A 16221-nucleotide genomic window follows, 5' to 3' on the forward strand; every position below is an offset into this window, starting at 1 on the left:
GTGAAGGGGTCAGCCCTTCTGCATGACCTCGGGCTCGTGCCGGCGCTGGAGGCGGGTCACGATGACGCCGATGACGACCGACATCGCGATCAGCACGCCGGCGTCGAACCAGAACTGGCCCGAGTTGTGGCCCCAGAGCGCGTCGTACTCGGGGTTCTGGAAGTCCTTGTTCCAGGGGCCGAGCAGGTGCGAGAGGTCGAGCGTGGTGGCGACCATGCCGGTGCCCCAGCGGGCGGGCATCAGCCAGGCGAACTGCTCCAGGCCGGGCTTGGAGAAGATCTGGAAGAGGCAGCCGGTGAAGACGACCTGGATGATCGCGAACATGACCAGCAGCGGCATGGTCTTCTCGGCGGTCTTGACCAGGGCCGAGATCGCCAGGCCGAACATCATCGAGGCGAAGCTCAGCAGGATGAGGCCGAAGCTCATCTCGATGATGGGCAGGTCCTTGAAGACCAGGCCGTGCGCGGGCAGCTTGCGCGGCAGGAAGCCGACGGCGGAGATGATCGCGCCCTGGATCACGCTGAAGAACCCCAGCACGATGATCTTGGACATCATGTACGCCGAGCGGGAGAGCCCGGTGGCCCGTTCCCGTTCGTAGATCGCCCGTTCCTTGATCAGCTCGCGGACCGAGTTGGCCGCCCCGGAGAAGCACGCCCCGATCGCCAGGATCAGCATGATCGTCGCCGCGCCGCTGTTGAGGCCGAGCTGCGACTTCGGGTTCGGGGCGAGGCCGGGTTCGTTCGGGATCAGCACGCTGACCGCGCCGAGCACCGCGGGCAGCAGCACCGACAGGGCCAGGAAGCCGCGGTCGGAGGCGAGCACCGAGGCGTAGCGGCGGATCAGCGTCCACAGCTGCGAGCCCCAGCTCTGCGGCTTCGGCGGGCGGACCGCCTCCTGCACGATCTGGGCGGACTGCACGGCACCGGATTCCACGTCGGCCGAGTACTGCTGGTAGTGCACCGAACCGCGGTAGCGGCCGGCCCAGTCGTGGTCCGGGTAGTTCTCGAAGGCCTGGAAGACGTCGGCCCAGGTCTCGTACCCGAAGAAGTGCAGCGCCTCGTCCGGCGGGCCGAAGTAGGCCACCGAACCACCCGGTGCCATCACCAGCAGCCGGTCGCAGAGCGCGAGTTCGGCCACCGAGTGGGTGACGACCAGGATGGTGCGGCCGTCGTCGGCGAGGCCGCGCAGCATCTGCATGACCTCGCGGTCCATGCCCGGGTCGAGGCCCGAGGTGGGCTCGTCCAGGAAGATCAGCGACGGCTTGGTGAGCAGCTCCAGGGCGACCGAGACGCGCTTCTGCTGACCGCCGGAGAGCGCCGTGATCCGGTTGTCCGCGCGCTTGTCCAGGCGCAGCTCGTAGAGCACCTCGTCGATCCGCGCCTCGCGCTCGCGCGCCTCGGTGTCACCGGGGAAGCGCAGCCGGGCCGCGTACTTGAGGCCGTTGCGGACGGTCAGTTCCTTGTGCAGGATCTCCGACTGCGGCACCAGGCCGATGCGCGAACGCAGCTCGGCGAACTGCTTGTAGAGGTTGCGGCCGTCGTAGAGGACGTCGCCGCGGTCGGCCGGGCGGTAGCCGGTGAGGGCGCGCAGCAGGGTCGACTTGCCGGAGCCGGACGGGCCGATGACGGCGACCAGGGACTTCTCCGGGACGCCGAAGCTGACGTCGTTGAGCAGGACCTTCTTGCCGCCCTTGAAGTCGACCTCGACGGTCAGGTGGCGGGCGGAGAAGGAGACCGCGCCGGTGTCGACGAACTCCTGGAGCTGGTCCCCGACCAGGACGAAGCTGGAGTGGCCGACGGTCAGGCGGTCCTGCGGGCCGATGAGCTGGCGCTCGACCCGCTGGCCGTTGAGGAAGATGCCGTTGTGGCTGCCGAGGTCGACGATCTCGTACCGGCCGTCGGGCAGCTGGCGCAGTTCGGCGTGGTGGCGGGAGACCTGGAGGTCGGAGACGACGATGTCGTTGTCGAGCGCGCGGCCGATCCGGATGGTGTTCATGCCGGCGGTCAGGTTGCGGATGACCGTCGGCTGCGGGCCGCCGGGGCCCTCGTGCGGCGCGGCGCCCTGCTGCGGGAACCCCTGCTGGTGCGGGAAGCCCTGCTGCGGCGGGTACGGCTGCTGCGCCTGCTGCTGCGGGAACGGCTGCTGCTGACCCGGCCACTGGGGCTGGGCCTGCTGGGCCTGCTGCGGGTACGGCTGCTGGGCCGCCGGGGGCTGCTGGGCCCACGGCTGCTGCGCCTGCTGCTGGGCGGCGTGGGCCTCCGGTGCGGCGCTGCGGCTGGTGGCGGCCTCGTGCCAGGCCGGGGCCTGGGCGGCGGCCTGCGCCGGCGCGGAGAAGGAGAGCCGGGGGCCGTTCTCGGCGTTGCCGAGGTTGACCACGGCTCCCGGGAAGAGCTGGGCCTGCATGGTGCGGGCGCCGGCGGTGTAGGTCCCGTTGGTGCTCCCGTGGTCGTCCAGCTGCCAGCCGGCCCCGTTGAAGGAGATGGTGGCGTGGTGCCACGACACCCGCGCGTCGTCGAACGGGAAGTCCGACTGCGGGTTGCGACCGATGGTGTAGGACCGCCCGGGCTCCAGAGTCCGCTGCTGTCCGTTGATCTCGATGACGAGTTGCGGCACTGCTCGCCTGCCCCGCTCTCTCGGTTCCCCCGATGGTGCGCCCCGTCCCGGGGCGAAATGATCGTCAATCTGACGGGGGAATCATTCCAGCCCCCCGGTCGTCCGTGAAAGTCACCCCCGGTGACTGTGACCAGGCGGCAACGATTCGCGGACGGCCCCCGAACCGTGCGTCCACGGCGCGTACGCGGCGCGCACGCGGCACGTCCACCGCATGTCCACGGGCGCGCGCCCGGCGTCGCCCGGTGCGTCCCGGTGCGTCCACGACGCGGACGGGTGCCGTGGCCCCGTCGGGCGGCGGGTAGCGTGGGAGGCACCATGAACGCATCGCCCTTGGCCGCAGAGCCGTTCCCCGCCCCGCAGCCCCGGACCGAGGACGAGCGCACCCTGCTCGTCAAGGTGTTCGGCAAGGACCGCCCCGGCATCACCGCCGGTCTCTTCGCCACCCTGGCCGGGTTCGGCGTCGACGTCATCGACATCGAGCAGGTGGTGACCCGTGGCCGGATAACGCTCTGCGCCCTGGTCACTCCTCCCGGCGCACCCGGCGCCGAGGGCGGGCTGCGGTCCGTCGTGCACCGCTGGGCCGAGGAGCAGAAGCTCCAGGCCGAGATCCTGTCCGGCATCGGCGACAACCGGCCGCGCCGCGAGGGCCGCTCGCACGTCACCGTCCTCGGCCACCCGCTGACCGCCTCCGCCGTCGCCGCGCTCACCTCCCGGATCACCGCCGCCGACGGCAACATCGACCGTGTCTTCCGGCTCGCCAAGTACCCGGTGACCGCCGTCGAGCTGACCGTCTCGGGCGTGGCCACCGACCGGCTGCGCGCCGAGCTGGCGCAGGAGGCGGCCACCCAGCGGGTGGACGTCGCGGTGGTGGCGTCCGGGCTGGAGCGGCGGGCCAAGCGGCTGGTGGTCATGGACGTCGACTCGACCCTGATCCAGGACGAGGTGATCGAGCTGTTCGCCGCCCACGCGGGCTGCGAGCAGGAGGTCGCCGAGGTGACCGCGGCGGCGATGCGCGGCGAGCTGGACTTCGCGGAGTCGCTGCGCGCCCGCGTGGCGCTCCTGGCCGGCCTGGACGCCGGGGTGACGGAGAAGGTGCGCGCGGAGGTCCGGTTCACGCCGGGAGCGCGCACGCTGATCCGGACGCTTCAGCGGCTGGGCTACCAGGTCGCGGTGGTCTCCGGCGGGTTCACCCAGGTCACCGACCACCTGGTGGAGCAGCTGGGGCTGGACTACGCGGCGGCCAACACCCTGGAGGAGAAGGACGGCAAGTTCACCGGCCGGGTGGTGGGCGACATCGTCGACCGGGCGGGCAAGGCGCGCTGGCTGGCCCGGTTCGCCGAGCAGGCCAAGGTGCCGCTGGAGCAGACGGTGGCGATCGGCGACGGCGCCAACGACCTGGACATGCTGAACGCGGCCGGGCTGGGCGTGGCGTTCAACGCCAAGCCGGTGGTGCGGGAGGCCGCGGACACCGCGGTGAACGTGCCGTTCCTGGACACCGTGCTGTACCTGCTCGGGATCACCCGCGAGGAGGTCGAGGCGGCCGACGTGCTGGACGGCCAGCCGGCCGAGTAGCCCGTACCCGGTACGGAAGACGACGAGGGGCGCGCGGACCAGATCCGCGCGCCCCCTTGTGCGTCGGCCGTACGTCAGCGACGCATCAGCTGTTCGTCCGCCGTGCGCGTCCGCCGCGTGTCCGCCGCGCGTCCGCACCGGCGTCCCGGCTCACTCCTGCGGCGTGAAGTACGAGACCAGTGCGGCGACGCCCGGCTCGACGTTCTTCCACGAGCCGCTGAAGCTGAGCACCGCGACGCCCGCGGTGGGGAAGCCCCCGAGCCGCAGCCGCTCCAGCGCTTCGCGGTCCCCCTCGTCGCCGGCCAGGACCTGGGTCAGGCCGAGCACACCCGGGTTGTGGCCGACCAGGACGAGGTCGGCGTGGTCGTCCGGGGTCTCCTGGAGGACGGCGATGATCTCGCCGGGGCTGGCCTCGTACACCCGGTCCTCGTACACCGTCTTGCGGGAGCGCTTGGGCAGCTCGTGGGCGGCGAGCTTCCACGTCTCACGGGTGCGCAGGGCGGTGGAGCAGAGCACGTAGTCGGGGTTGAGGGCGGAGTCGGCGAGCCAGCGTCCGGCCTCCGGTGCCTGGTGTCGGCCCCGATCGGCCAGCGGCCGCTCGTGGTCGTCGACGCCGTTCGGCCAGTCGGCCTTGGCGTGGCGGAGAACGATGATCCTGCGGGGCGTGTCGGCGCTCATACCCAGCAAGCTTGGCAGAAAAGCCGCCCGGGAGCGCGGTGCTGCCCGATGCCACCACTCTCCGGAGTGGGAGCGCCGTCCTGCGTGTTCACCCGGACGTGGGTGCGGGGTTCAGCCCAGGTTCCGGGCGATGATCGCCACGATCACCAGGAGCACGACGATGCCGCCGATCGCGGCGGCGAGCTGGCCCAGCTTCTTGTGGCCGTCGGTGGGGTTCGGGTCGAGTACGGGCATGACCGGATTCTCCCACCCCGGTCGTCCCCGCCCGTCACCGGCCCCGGGCCGGTGACGGGGCCGGACCGGGATCGGACCGGGGCCCGCGCCCGTCCCGTCCCGGCCGCGCGGCGCGGCCTCAGGCCCCCGCCGCCGCCACCGGCAGGACCGCCTCGTCCTCGATGTACCGGGCCCGCGCCGCCCGCAGGCCGAACAGCATCTGCGGCACCAGCAGCACCGCCAGGAAGCCCAGCGGCAGGTACCACTCGCCGGTGGCCTCGTAGAGGCGGCCGATCAGGATCGGCCCCGGGATCGAGATCAGGTAGCCGACGCCCTGGGCGAAGGCCGAGAGCTGGGCCACGCCGCCGGCCGTCCGGGCGCGCAGGCCGATCATGGTCAGCACCAGCGGGAACGCGCAGTTGGAGAGGCCCACCAGGATCGCCCACGCCCACGGCGCGGTGGACGGGGCCAGTGCGAGCCCGGAGTACCCGGCGATGCCGCAGGAGGCCAGGACCACCACGAAGAGCCGCTGGTCGCCCCGGCGGGCGGCCAGGTTGGGCAGGACGAAGGAGACCGGCACGCCGATCACCATGGTCAGCGCCAGCAGCACGCCCGACGTGCCCTCGGAGACGCCGGCGTCCTGGAAGATCTTCGGCAGCCAGCCCATCACCACGTACGCGCCGGTGGCCTGGAAGCCGAAGAAGCAGGCCAGCGCCCACGCGGTCCGGCTGCGGGTGATCGGCAGCTTCCCGGCCCCCCGGCCGTTGGCCTGCCCACCGCTCTCGCGCCGCCGGGGCAGCAGGACGGGCAGCCAGAGCAGCAGGGCGACCGCACCGAGCGCGGCCCAGACACCCAGGCCGAACCGCCAGTCCCCGCCGAGCGCGCCGGTCAGCGGCACGGTGACGGCGGCGGCGAGCGCGGTGCCGGCCGACAGTGCCATTGAGTACAGGCCGATCATCGGCCCGACCTTCTCCGGGAAGTACCGCTTGATCACCACCGGGATCAGCACGTTGGCGACCGCGACACCGGCCAGCGCCAGCGCGGTGAGCAGCAGGAAGACGGCCGTGCCACCGGCGAAGGAACGGGCCAGCACGCCCGCGGTGATCGCCCCGAGCCCGGCCGTGACCACCGCGATCGGGCCGAGCCGGCGCGCGAGGCCGGGCGCGGCGAAACCGAAGAGGGCGAAGCAGAGCGAGGGCACGGCGGTGAGCAGCCCGGCCACGGTGGGGTTCATCCCGAGGTCGGCCCGGACCTGGTCGAGCAGCGGCCCGAGGCTGGTGACCACCGGGCGGAGGTTGAAGGCCGCGGCGGCGATCGCGACGGCGAACAGCCAGCCGAGGTGGCTGCGGCGGGGCGGGGCGGGCCGCTCGGTCTGCGGTCGGGTCCCGGTACCGGCACCACTGTCGGTATCGGTATCGGTATCGGGCGAGGCTGCGGTGTCTGCTGCGGACGACATGCCGGCCATCATAGAATGATGGGATGAATTAGCGCATCCTTGAGTTGGCATGATGGCCCGACCCACTCGACCCCAAGGAGTCCCCCGTGGCGCTGTCCTCGCCGAGGCGCACCCCGCTGTCCGACCAGGTGATCGCCCAGCTGCGCGCCCAGATCACCTCCGGCGAGTGGCCCGTCGGCTCCCGCATCCCCACGGAGGCCGCCCTCGTCGAGCAGCTGGGTGTGGCGCGGAACACCGTCCGCGAGGCCGTCCGCGCCCTCGCCCACAACGGGTTGCTCGACATCCGCCAGGGCTCCGGCACCTACGTCCTCGCCACCAGCGAACTGGCCGGCGTCATGCACCGCCGCTTCGCCGACGCCGACCAGGCCCACGTCGCGGAACTGCGCGTCACCCTGGAGACCTCCGCCGCCGGCCTCGCCGCCGACCGCCGCACCGACCGCGACCTCGCCCTCCTCGACGCCGCCCTGGCGCGCCGCGAGGACGCCTGGCGCTCCGGCGACGCCGAGGACTTCATCCAGGCCGACGCCGCCTTCCACCAGGCCGTCGTCGCCGCCGCGCACAACGACGTCCTCGCCGCCGTCTACGCCGACCTCGGCGAGGTCACCCGCGCCCACCTGCGCCACGACGTCGGCCCCGAGCTCATCGCCGAGCGCTACCTCGGCCACGACAAGATCGTCGACGCCATCCGCGCCCGCGACCCCCGGCGCGCCTCCCACGAGGCCGGCCGCGCCATCGGCACCTGCACCGACGGCCGGCCCTGACCCGAACGGACCCCGGCCGGTCCGGACCCCGGCCGGAACGCCCCCGGAACGGCCCGCTAACCCGGCGGGAGGGGGGTTTCGGCGTGCTAACGTCCCGTCACACTTCGTAGACGGCCGGGTTGCGACCCGGGTGCGGGCACGACGGGGAGCAGCGATGGCGGATCCGGACCTGAAGTCGGGCCAGGGCCAGGGCCCGGGCGGCGGAACGCCGACGAAGGTGTCCACGGCGGCGATCGACCGGGCGGCCACCGCGCTCGACGGCATCGCCGGCGACAGCACCGCGGCCGGGAGGACCGCCGACGAGGCGACCGGAGCGGCCGCGGCGGGGCTGAGCGGATGGGACACCGCCGCCGCGTTGCGCGGAGCACTCCGGGAGTGGCACGAGCAGGTGTCCCAGCTGAACGGCCGGCTCAACCAGGAGGCCGGGATGATGCGCCAGACCCACACCAACTACCTGGACGTCGAGCACGGCATCGCCACCTCGTTCACCGGAAAGGCTTGACCGTGCTCGGCTTCGAGGACGTCGTGGAGGCGGACCTCTCCGCCATGGCCAAGGCCGCCGCCGACTGGACCGAGATGGCCCGCAGGTACCGGCTCGTCCAGCACCGGCTGGAGAACGAGGTGCTCTCCGTCACCGGCAACCAGGGCCTCTGGCTCGGCTACACCGCGCTCACCGCCCACCGGCACGTCGGCCACACCCGGCAGCAGACCCTCGACGCGCAGACCGAGGCCGAGGCCGTCGCCTCGATCATCGGCGACGCGCACGACGACTTCGGGTCGGCGCAGCAGAAACTCAGGCGGACCGTCGCGGACGCCCAGGCCGACGGCATGAAGGTGACCGGCACCGGCGCCGTCGTGTTCGACGTCACCACGCTCGACGAGGGGGGCAGGTCCGCCTACCGCCACGAGCCCGACTACCGGCGCGAGCGTGACCGAGCGGCCGCCGCCTGGGCGCAGAAGATCAGGACCTACCTGGAGGAGGCGACGGCCGCCGACTCCCGGGCCGCCCGCGGACTCCGGCGCGCCGCCAAGGTCGGCGACCTGGTGAACGAGTTCAACGGCCGGGCGGTCGGCGGCGGGGACGAGGCCGACGGCCGGCGTGCCGCCTCGCTCGCCCGGAAGCTCAAGGACGGCAGGACCCTCGGCCCGGAGGAGCTCGCCGAGCTCGACAACCTGATGAAGGCCGGCTCCGGCAACCCCGTGTACGGCCGGACCCTGCTCGGCGCGCTCGGCGCCGAGGGCACCCTGCTGCTCGCCGACGAGCTGGACGTGCGGATCAACGACCGGAGCGGCAGGCTCAAGGGCGAGTACGGCGGGTTGCGGGCCAACCTGGCCGACACCGTCGCCGGCGCCACCCGCGACACCGGGTCCACGTTCTACCGGGAGTTCCGCGAGGGCCTGCGGGAAGCGGGCGTCAGGAACATCGACGACCGCCACCTCGGCGGCGGTCCGGCGCCGGTCCACGGCTACCAGGCTCTCGTCACCCTGCTCCGGAACGGCACCGCCGGGTACGGCGCGCAGTTCCTCGACGACCTCGGCACCGACGTCCTCGCGGCCGACCGCAGAGGCAACCACTGGAGGGTCCACCAGTTCAACGGCCCCCGCCCCGACCTGGTGCACGACCCGGTGGACGGCGTGCTCGGGCTGATGGGCCGGAGCCCCGAGGCCGCCACCCGGTTCCTCGACCCGAGGGCGCCCGGGGCCGAGGACCGCCTCAGGTACCTGCTGCGCGAGCGCGACTGGCCCACCTCCTGCACCGCCGCCCTCGTCGGCCCGCCGATCCAGGACAGGGGCACCCACCAGGCCGGCCTCGCCGCCGCCCTGGAGGCCGCCGCCACCGGCGACGTCCCCGGCGGGGGCAGCCACCGCGGAGGCCCGCACACCCCGGCGCAGGCACGGGTCATGCAGGGCGTCGTCGACGCGCTGGACGCGGACGGCAGGGGCGCCGAGGTCCACGAGGACCTTCGCGTGCCGCTGGCCAACGCCCTGTCCGACTACGTGGCCGACACCCACCCGGTCCTCGGTCAGCACCACGCCGGCGCGCACCGCACCGGCGCGTGGGAACAGGACGGCGAGGGCCACCTCGGCGGCAGCGCCGACCACCTCGTCCGGGTCATGCGCGGTGCCTCCGAGGAGCCGGAGGCGTACGCCACGCTCTACAACGCCGAACGGGCCGAGGCCGCCGTGGCCCTGGCCGCCGTCCCGCCCGATCCGCAGGCCGGACCGGCGGAGCGGCAGGGGCCGGCACGCAACATCGGGACGGCGCTCGGGGCGTTCGACGCCATCCGGTCGGACATCGTCCTGGACGAGAAGGACGACCGGATGGAGTGGGCCGAGAAGGCCGGCGGGTTCGCCTCCTCGGTGAGCGGCACCGTGACCGGGTTCGTCCCCGAGGTCGGGGGCGTCGCCGGCGCCTTCGTCGACGCGGGGATCAGCGGCTGGGTGGAGGACGTCAGGAAGGACGCCCAGGACGCGGGCAACACCGCGAACTCCCGGGCTCACTTCGCCTCGCTGACCGAGAGCCAGGAGATGGCCGGCGCCTGGGGCAGGGCCAACCACCTGAACGAGGACGAGACCGAGCTGATCTCGACCGAGCTGGGGACCGGCCACACGAGCGGCAACACCAACGCGCTGATCGCCCTCGGACGGAACGTCCAGCAGTGAGGCTGCCCCGACGCACCCGGACGGTCCGCGCCGGCCCCCTCCCGGGCCTGCGCCGCGGCCGCCCGGCGCGGGAGCGAACCGACCGCCCCGCAGTCGTGCCGTGCCGCGGACAGCACACCGCCCGGCCCCTTCCTCGACGGAAGGAGAGCCGGGCGGTGGCGCGGGACGCGGGTGGTCAGGCGCCGATGGCGTGCAGGCCGCCGTCCACGTGGACGATCTCGCCGGTGGTCTTCGGGAACCAGTCCGAGAGCAGGGCGACGACGCCGCGGCCGGCCGGCTCCGGGTCGCTCACGTCCCACTTCAGCGGCGAGCGGTTGTCCCAGGTGGCGGCCAGGTCGCCGAAGCCCGGGATGGACTTGGCGGCCATCGAGCCGATCGGACCGGCCGAGACCAGGTTGACGCGGATGTCGCGCGGGCCGAGGTCACGGGCCAGGTAGCGGGAGGTGGCCTCCAGCGCGGCCTTGGCCGGGCCCATCCAGTCGTACTTCGGCCAGGCGAACTGGGCGTCGAAGGTCAGACCGACGACCGAGCCGCCGTCCTGCATCAGCGGCAGCAGCGCCATGGTCAGCGACTTCAGCGAGAACGCCGAGACCTGCATGGCGGTCGCCACGGACTCCCACGGGGTGTTGAGGAAGTTCCCGCCGAGGGCGTCCTGCGGGGCGAACCCGATCGAGTGGACGATGCCGTCCAGGCTCGGCAGGTGCTCGCGGACCTGGTCGGCGATGCCGGCCAGCTGCTCCTCGCTGGAGACGTCCAGTTCGAGGACCTTCACCGGGTGGGGCAGCTTCTTGGCGATGCGCTCGGTGAGGCTCGGCCGCGGGAAGGCGGTGAGGATGATCTCCGCGCCCTGCTCCTGGGCCAGCCGGGCCGTGTGGAACGCGATGGAGGACTCCATCAGCACACCGGTGACGAGGATCCGCTTGCCCTCAAGGATTCCGCTCATGTCAGTGACCCATGCCCAATCCGCCGTCGACGGGAATGACGGCTCCGGTGATGTACGCGGCCTCGTCCGAACCGAGGAACCGCACGGTGGAAGCGACCTCGGCGGGCGCCGCGTAGCGGCCCAGGGGCACGCCGGCGACGATCTCCGCGCGGCGCTCGTCACTGAGCACCGCGGTCATGTCGGTGTCCACGAAGCCGGGGGCGACCACGTTGACGGTGATGTTGCGCGGGCCGAGCTCGCGCGCCAGCGAGCGGGCGAAGCCGACCAGACCGGCCTTGGAGGCGGCGTAGTTGGACTGGCCCGGCGAACCGGAGAGGCCGACCACCGAGGAGATCAGCACGATGCGGCCCTTGCGGGCGCGCATCATCAGCCGGGAGGCGCGCTTGATGACGCGGAACGTACCGGTGAGGTTGGTGTCCAGGACGGAGGTGAAGTCCTCCTCCGACATGCGCAGCAGCAGCGTGTCGTGGGTGATCCCGGCGTTGGCGACCAGCACCTCGACCGCGCCGTGCGCGCCCTCGACCTCGGTCAGTGCCGCGTCGACCTGGGCGCTGTCGGTGATGTCGCAGCGAACCGCGAGCACGTCGTACTTGGCCAGCTGCTCGGGCACCTCGCCCGACCGGCTGGTGATGGCGACCTTGTCGCCCGCCTCGGCGAAGGCCAGGGCGATCGCGAGGCCGATGCCCCGGTTACCTCCGGTGACGAGAACCGAGCGGCTCAACGATCCACCTCTCTCCGTAGTGTGCGTACGCCGTGATGTCCGCGTACGTCGCAATCATGTACGCGGTGTGACGCTATCGGTCGGCCCGGCGCGGCGGCGAATCGAGCTCCCACAGCGCCGCACCAAAGGAACTGTCGGTATCCGACAATCCGTGCCCATGCCATTTTCGCCCGATCCGCCGGACCGCCGGCGCGGCGTTGTGGTGTCCGCTGCGTGCCGGATCGGGAACCCGGCGGCGGGGTGCACCCGTTGCCCCCGTGGTGCGGTACGAGTCGGGGCCGCCGCACAGCAACGCCGGACCAGGCCCCGGCGACGAGCGGAGGCAGAGCGCGGATGAGCGAGGCACAGCCGGGGACCACCCACCGGCGCGGACGACTGCTGGCCCTGGCCGCGCTGGCGGCCGGTGCGGGAACGGTCGCCTGGGCGCTGCGCGACCTGCCGGCGGCGTTCGGTCGGCGGCCGGACGGGGAGCGGGAGGAGCGGCTGCGCAACTCGCCGCAGTACCGCGACGGCGTCTTCCACAACGCGCCCTCCGAGCTGGCCCGGCCGGCCGGCGCTCCGTCCTTCGACGGGGACACGGTGCGCCGGATGCTGTTCCAGCGCGAGGGCCGGACGCCGCGCCTCCCGGTGCCGACCGTCCGGCCGGCCGGCGGGGCGGGCCCGGCCGCCGAGGGTGTCGCGATCACCTGGTACGGGCACGCCTCGGCGCTGGTCGAGATCGAGGGCTCCCGCGTGCTGCTCGACCCGATCTGGAGCGAGCGCTGCTCCCCCGCCACGCAGGTCGGCCCGCGCCGGCTGCACCCGGTACCGGTGGAGCTGGAGGAGCTGCCGCAGGTCGACGCGGTGCTGATCTCGCACGACCACTACGACCACCTGGACATGGCGACCGTCCGCCGGCTGGTGCGCAGCCAGTCGGCACCGTTCGCGGTGCCGCTCGGCATCGGCGCCCACCTGCGCCGCTGGGGGGTGCCGGAGCACCGGATCATCGAGCTGGACTGGGACGAGACCTGCACGCTCGGCGAGCTGGCGCTCACGCTGACCGCCGCCCACCACTTCTCCGGCCGCGGTCTGACCCGCAACACGACGCTCTGGGGTTCGTGGGTGGTCGCCGGGGCGACCCGCAAGGTCTTCTACACCGGCGACTCCGGCTACTTCGAGGGCTACGGGCGGATCGGCGCCGAGCACGGCCCGTTCGACGCCGCGCTGGTCCAGGTCGGCGCCTACGACCCGGCCTGGGCGGACATCCACATGACGCCGGAGGACGCCGTGCTCGCCCACCGCGAGCTGGGCGCGGACCTGCTGGTGCCGGTCCACTGGTGCACCTTCAACCTCGGCCTGCACCCGTGGGCCGAGCCGGTCGAGCGGCTGCTGGTCGAGGCCAAGGAGCAGGGCGTACGGCTGGCGGTGCCGCGCCCCGGTGAGCGCGTGGACGTCGACAACCCGCCGGAGCTGGACGGCTGGTGGGAGGCGGTCGGGTAGCGGAACCGCGGAGCTGCGCGTGTCACCGGGGAAATGCGCTGGCCCAAAGCCCTTTGACGGGAAATGATGCCGTGCGGGTACCCCTGCATCCCGGGTGCCCGCACCGCCATTCCGCCCGACCAGGGAGCCCGATTGCCTCCGCTGCCCCCGACCAGCAGCGCCGGCGCCCCGCGCGCCGTCGACCCGCTCTTCCTCGGCTTTCCGCTGCGCGCCCTCGCCGACGCCGCCCTGGACCGCGCGCGCCGGCTCGGCGCCGAGCACGCCGACTTCCGCCTGGAGCGGGTCCGCAGCGCCTCGTGGCGGCTGCGCGACGCCCGGCCGTCCGGCACCTCCGACAGCCTCCAGCTCGGTTTCGCCGTCCGGGTGCTGCTGGACGGCGCCTGGGGCTTCGCCGCCGGGGTCGACCTCACCCCGGAGGCGGCGGCGGGCGTCGCCGAGCAGGCCGTCGCGGTGGCCCGGCTCTCCGGCGGGATCAGCCGTGCGGCCGGGTCGACCGACCGGGTGGAGCTGGCCGACGAGCCGGTCTACCCGGACGCCACCTGGGTCTCCGCCTACGACGTGAACCCGTTCGAGGTACCGGACGCCGAGAAGACGGCGCTGCTGGCCGACTGGAGCTCGCGGCTGCTGGCCGCCGGGGGCGTCTCGCACGTCCAGGCCACCCTGCTGACCGTCCAGGAGAACAAGTTCTACGCGGACACCGCCGGCACCGTCACCACCCAGCAGCGGATCCGGCTGCACCCGGTGCTGGAGGCCACCTCGGTGGACGAGCGCACCGGCGCCTTCGACTCGATGCGGACGCTGGCCCCGCCGGTCGGGCGCGGATTCGAGTACCTGACGGGCACCGGCTGGGACTGGGACGCCGAGCTGGCCGAGCTGCCGGTCCTGCTGGCCGAGAAGATGAAGGCGCCGGGCGTCCGGCCGGGCCGCTACGACCTGGTCATCGACCCGTCCAACCTCTGGCTGACCATCCACGAGTCGATCGGCCACGCCACCGAACTGGACCGCGCGCTCGGCTACGAGGCGGCCTACGCCGGGACGTCCTTCGCCACCTTCGACAAGCTCGGCTCGCTGAAGTACGGCTCCGAGCTGATGCACGTCACCGGCGACCGCACCGCCGAGCACGGCCTGTCCACCATCGGCTTCGACGACGAGGGTGTCGCCACCCGGTCGTGGGACCTCGTGAAGGACGGCGTCCTGACCGGTTACCAGCTCGACCGCGGCATGGCGAAGCTGAAGGGTTTCGAGCGTTCCAACGGCTGCGCCTTCGCCGACTCGCCGGCGCACGTCCCGGTCCAGCGGATGGCCAACGTCTCGCTCCGGCCGGCCGCCGACGGCCCGTCCACCGAGGGCCTGTTCGAGGGCGTCGAGAACGGCCTGTACATCGTCGGGGACCGCTCCTGGTCGATCGACATGCAGCGGTACAACTTCCAGTTCACCGGGCAGCGCGCCTACGCCATCCGGAACGGCGAACTCGCCGGCCAGGTCAAGGACTTCGCCTACCAGGCCACCACCACCGACTTCTGGGGCTCGATGACGGCCGTCGGCGGGCCGCAGACCTACGTGCTGGGCGGCGCCTTCAACTGCGGCAAGGCGCAGCCCGGCCAGGTCGCGGCGGTCAGCCACGGCTGCCCCTCGGCGCTGTTCCGCAACGTCAACGTGCTCAACACCCAGCAGGAGGCGGGTCACTGATGACCGCGATGCAGCCCCACGAACTCGTCGAGCTGGCACTCGGCCTCTCCCGCGCCGACGGCTGCGTGGTGATCGCCGACGAGGAGTCGACCGCCAACCTCCGCTGGGCGGGCAACGCGCTGACCACCAACGGCGTCACCCGGGGCCGCCGGCTCACCGTGATCGCCACGGTGGCCGGCGCCGAGGGCACCGCCTCCGGCGTGGTCTCCCGCGAGGCCGTCACGTCCGACGACGTGGCGGACCTGGTCCGGGCCGCCGAGGAGGCCGCCCGCGCGGCCGGGCCGGCCGAGGACGCCCAGCCCCTGGTCACGGTCGCCGACCAGCCGGCCTCTCCGCACTTCACCGAGCCCCCGGCGGAGACGTCGGTCGCGGTCTTCGAGGAGTTCGCGCCGGCCCTCGGCACCGCCTTCGCCCGGGCCGCCGCCCAGGGCGAACTGCTGTACGGCTTCGCCCGGCACGAGCTGGTCTCCAGCTACCTGGGCACCTCCACCGGCCTGCGGCTGCGCCACGACCAGCCGACCGGCACGGTCGAGCTGAACGCCAAGACCGCCGACCTGTCCGGCTCGGCCTGGGCCGGCGCCGCCACCCGGGACTTCTCCGACGTGGACGTCACCGCCCTGCACGCCGGGCTGACCACCCGGCTCGGCTGGGGCTCCCGGCGGATCGACCTGCCGGCCGGCCGGTACGAGACGCTGCTGCCGCCCTCCGCCGTCGCCGACCTCATGGTCTACCTGAACTGGTCCGCCGGCGGCCGGGACGCCTTCGAGGGCCGGACGGTCTTCTCCCGGCCCGGCGGCGGCACCCGGATCGGCGACAAGCTCAGCGGGCTGCCGCTGACGCTGCGCTCCGACCCGGACGAGCCCGGCCTGGAGGCGGCGCCGTTCGTGCTGGCGCACGCCACCGAGGGCGACGCCTCGGTCTTCGACAACGGCCTGCCGCTGTCGAGGACCGACTGGATCCGGGACGGCGAGCTGGCCGGGCTGGTCACCAGCCGCCACTCGGCCGGCCTGACGTCGCTCGCCCTGCGCCCGGCGGTCGACAACCTGGTCCTGGAGACGGCCGACCAGGCGGCGGCGCCGACCCTGGAGGAGATGATCGCCCGGACCGAGCGGGGGCTGCTGCTCACCTGCCTCTGGTACATCCGCGAGGTGGACCCGGCGACGCTGCTGCTCACCGGTCTGACCCGGGACGGCGTCTACCTGGTGGAGAACGGCCGGGTGGTCGGTGCGGTGAACAACTTCCGGTTCAACGAGTCGCCGGTGGAGCTGCTCGGCCGGATCACCGAGGTGGGCCGCACCGAGCGCTGCCTGCCGCGCGAGTGGAGCGACTGGTTCACCCGGACCGCGATGCCGCCGGTGCGGGTCGAGGGCTTCAACATGAGTTCGGTCAGCCAGGCGTCGTAGCCGGGCCGGCCGGGGGGAGGGAACGAGGA

General features: G+C 73.1%; 13 protein-coding genes. 7 read left to right on the top strand and 6 right to left on the bottom strand.

The window, feature by feature from the left end; all coding sequences use genetic code 11:
* Positions 1-9: 9 nt before the first annotated feature.
* Positions 10-2613, bottom strand: a complete 2604-nt coding sequence (locus ACFWOG_RS02000; protein WP_329949597.1) for an FHA domain-containing protein — start codon at positions 2611-2613, stop codon at positions 10-12.
* 315 nt (positions 2614-2928) lie between these two features.
* Between ACFWOG_RS02000 and serB the strand changes: the two genes are divergently transcribed.
* Positions 2929-4185, top strand: a complete 1257-nt coding sequence (serB, locus tag ACFWOG_RS02005) for a phosphoserine phosphatase SerB (protein ID WP_329883451.1) — start codon at positions 2929-2931, stop codon at positions 4183-4185.
* Positions 4186-4335: 150 nt separating this feature from the next.
* On the opposite strand, the gene ACFWOG_RS02010 is transcribed toward serB, so the two are convergent.
* The 3 genes from ACFWOG_RS02010 to ACFWOG_RS02020 all read right to left on the bottom strand — a co-directional run bounded on the left by ACFWOG_RS02010 (position 4336) and on the right by ACFWOG_RS02020 (position 6532).
* Positions 4336-4863 carry a histidine phosphatase family protein gene (locus tag ACFWOG_RS02010; RefSeq protein WP_329883450.1) on the bottom strand — a complete coding sequence of 176 codons (528 nt, stop codon included), beginning with the start codon at positions 4861-4863 and terminating at the stop codon, positions 4336-4338.
* Positions 4864-4974: 111 nt separating this feature from the next.
* Positions 4975-5097 (bottom strand): SGM_5486 family transporter-associated protein, encoded by a 123-nt coding sequence (locus ACFWOG_RS02015; protein WP_329883449.1) that lies wholly within the window; start codon positions 5095-5097, stop codon positions 4975-4977.
* Positions 5098-5215: 118 nt separating this feature from the next.
* Positions 5216-6532 carry a CynX/NimT family MFS transporter gene (locus ACFWOG_RS02020; RefSeq protein ID WP_380353816.1) on the bottom strand — a complete coding sequence of 439 codons (1317 nt, stop codon included), beginning with the start codon at positions 6530-6532 and terminating at the stop codon, positions 5216-5218.
* A gap of 86 nt (positions 6533-6618) precedes the next feature.
* Between ACFWOG_RS02020 and ACFWOG_RS02025 the strand changes: the two genes are divergently transcribed.
* From ACFWOG_RS02025 to ACFWOG_RS02035, 3 genes are all read left to right on the top strand, one after another.
* Positions 6619-7293 (top strand): FadR/GntR family transcriptional regulator, encoded by a 675-nt coding sequence (locus ACFWOG_RS02025; RefSeq protein WP_329883447.1) that lies wholly within the window; start codon positions 6619-6621, stop codon positions 7291-7293.
* Between the two features lie 154 nt (positions 7294-7447).
* Entirely contained in the window at positions 7448-7795 is a 348-nt protein-coding gene (locus tag ACFWOG_RS02030) for a hypothetical protein (RefSeq protein WP_329883446.1), read from the top strand.
* Positions 7792-9957 (top strand): hypothetical protein, encoded by a 2166-nt coding sequence (locus ACFWOG_RS02035; RefSeq protein WP_380353819.1) that lies wholly within the window; start codon positions 7792-7794, stop codon positions 9955-9957. The genes ACFWOG_RS02030 and ACFWOG_RS02035 overlap by 4 nt, the downstream gene beginning before the upstream one ends.
* 175 nt (positions 9958-10132) lie before the next feature.
* Here the strand turns inward: ACFWOG_RS02035 and fabI are convergent, their stop codons facing one another.
* Both fabI and fabG read right to left on the bottom strand, forming a co-directional pair.
* A complete protein-coding gene (fabI, locus tag ACFWOG_RS02040) occupies positions 10133-10900 on the bottom strand; it encodes an enoyl-ACP reductase FabI (protein ID WP_329883444.1) in 768 nt (255 codons plus the stop codon).
* Between the two features lies 1 nt (position 10901).
* Complete coding sequence (gene fabG / locus ACFWOG_RS02045) at positions 10902-11621, bottom strand: 3-oxoacyl-[acyl-carrier-protein] reductase (RefSeq protein ID WP_329883443.1); 720 nt, start codon at positions 11619-11621, stop codon at positions 10902-10904.
* A 333-nt stretch (positions 11622-11954) separates the two neighbouring features.
* Here fabG and ACFWOG_RS02050 point away from each other — a divergent pair, with 333 nt between their 5' ends.
* The 3 genes from ACFWOG_RS02050 to ACFWOG_RS02060 all read left to right on the top strand — a co-directional run bounded on the left by ACFWOG_RS02050 (position 11955) and on the right by ACFWOG_RS02060 (position 16192).
* A complete protein-coding gene (locus tag ACFWOG_RS02050; protein ID WP_329949594.1) occupies positions 11955-13100 on the top strand; it encodes an MBL fold metallo-hydrolase in 1146 nt (381 codons plus the stop codon).
* 141 nt (positions 13101-13241) lie between these two features.
* A complete protein-coding gene (locus ACFWOG_RS02055; RefSeq protein WP_329949603.1) occupies positions 13242-14789 on the top strand; it encodes a TldD/PmbA family protein in 1548 nt (515 codons plus the stop codon).
* Positions 14789-16192 (top strand): metallopeptidase TldD-related protein, encoded by a 1404-nt coding sequence (locus ACFWOG_RS02060; protein WP_329883441.1) that lies wholly within the window; start codon positions 14789-14791, stop codon positions 16190-16192. The genes ACFWOG_RS02055 and ACFWOG_RS02060 overlap by 1 nt, the downstream gene beginning before the upstream one ends.
* Positions 16193-16221: the final 29 nt, after the last annotated feature.

This window comes from Kitasatospora sp. NPDC058406 (assembly GCF_042722765.1).
Taxonomy (GTDB): Bacteria; Actinomycetota; Actinomycetes; order Streptomycetales; family Streptomycetaceae; genus Kitasatospora.

Coding starts and splice junctions, on each gene's coding strand:
- ACFWOG_RS02050 (WP_329949594.1), top strand. CDS start 11,955: ATGAGCGAGGCACAGCCGGGGACCACCCACCGGCGCGGACGACTGCTG.
- fabI (WP_329883444.1), bottom strand. CDS start 10,900: ATGAGCGGAATCCTTGAGGGCAAGCGGATCCTCGTCACCGGTGTGCTG.
- serB (WP_329883451.1), top strand. CDS start 2,929: ATGAACGCATCGCCCTTGGCCGCAGAGCCGTTCCCCGCCCCGCAGCCC.
- ACFWOG_RS02030 (WP_329883446.1), top strand. CDS start 7,448: ATGGCGGATCCGGACCTGAAGTCGGGCCAGGGCCAGGGCCCGGGCGGC.
- ACFWOG_RS02020 (WP_380353816.1), bottom strand. CDS start 6,532: ATGTCGTCCGCAGCAGACACCGCAGCCTCGCCCGATACCGATACCGAT.
- ACFWOG_RS02060 (WP_329883441.1), top strand. CDS start 14,789: ATGACCGCGATGCAGCCCCACGAACTCGTCGAGCTGGCACTCGGCCTC.
- ACFWOG_RS02015 (WP_329883449.1), bottom strand. CDS start 5,097: ATGCCCGTACTCGACCCGAACCCCACCGACGGCCACAAGAAGCTGGGC.
- ACFWOG_RS02010 (WP_329883450.1), bottom strand. CDS start 4,863: ATGAGCGCCGACACGCCCCGCAGGATCATCGTTCTCCGCCACGCCAAG.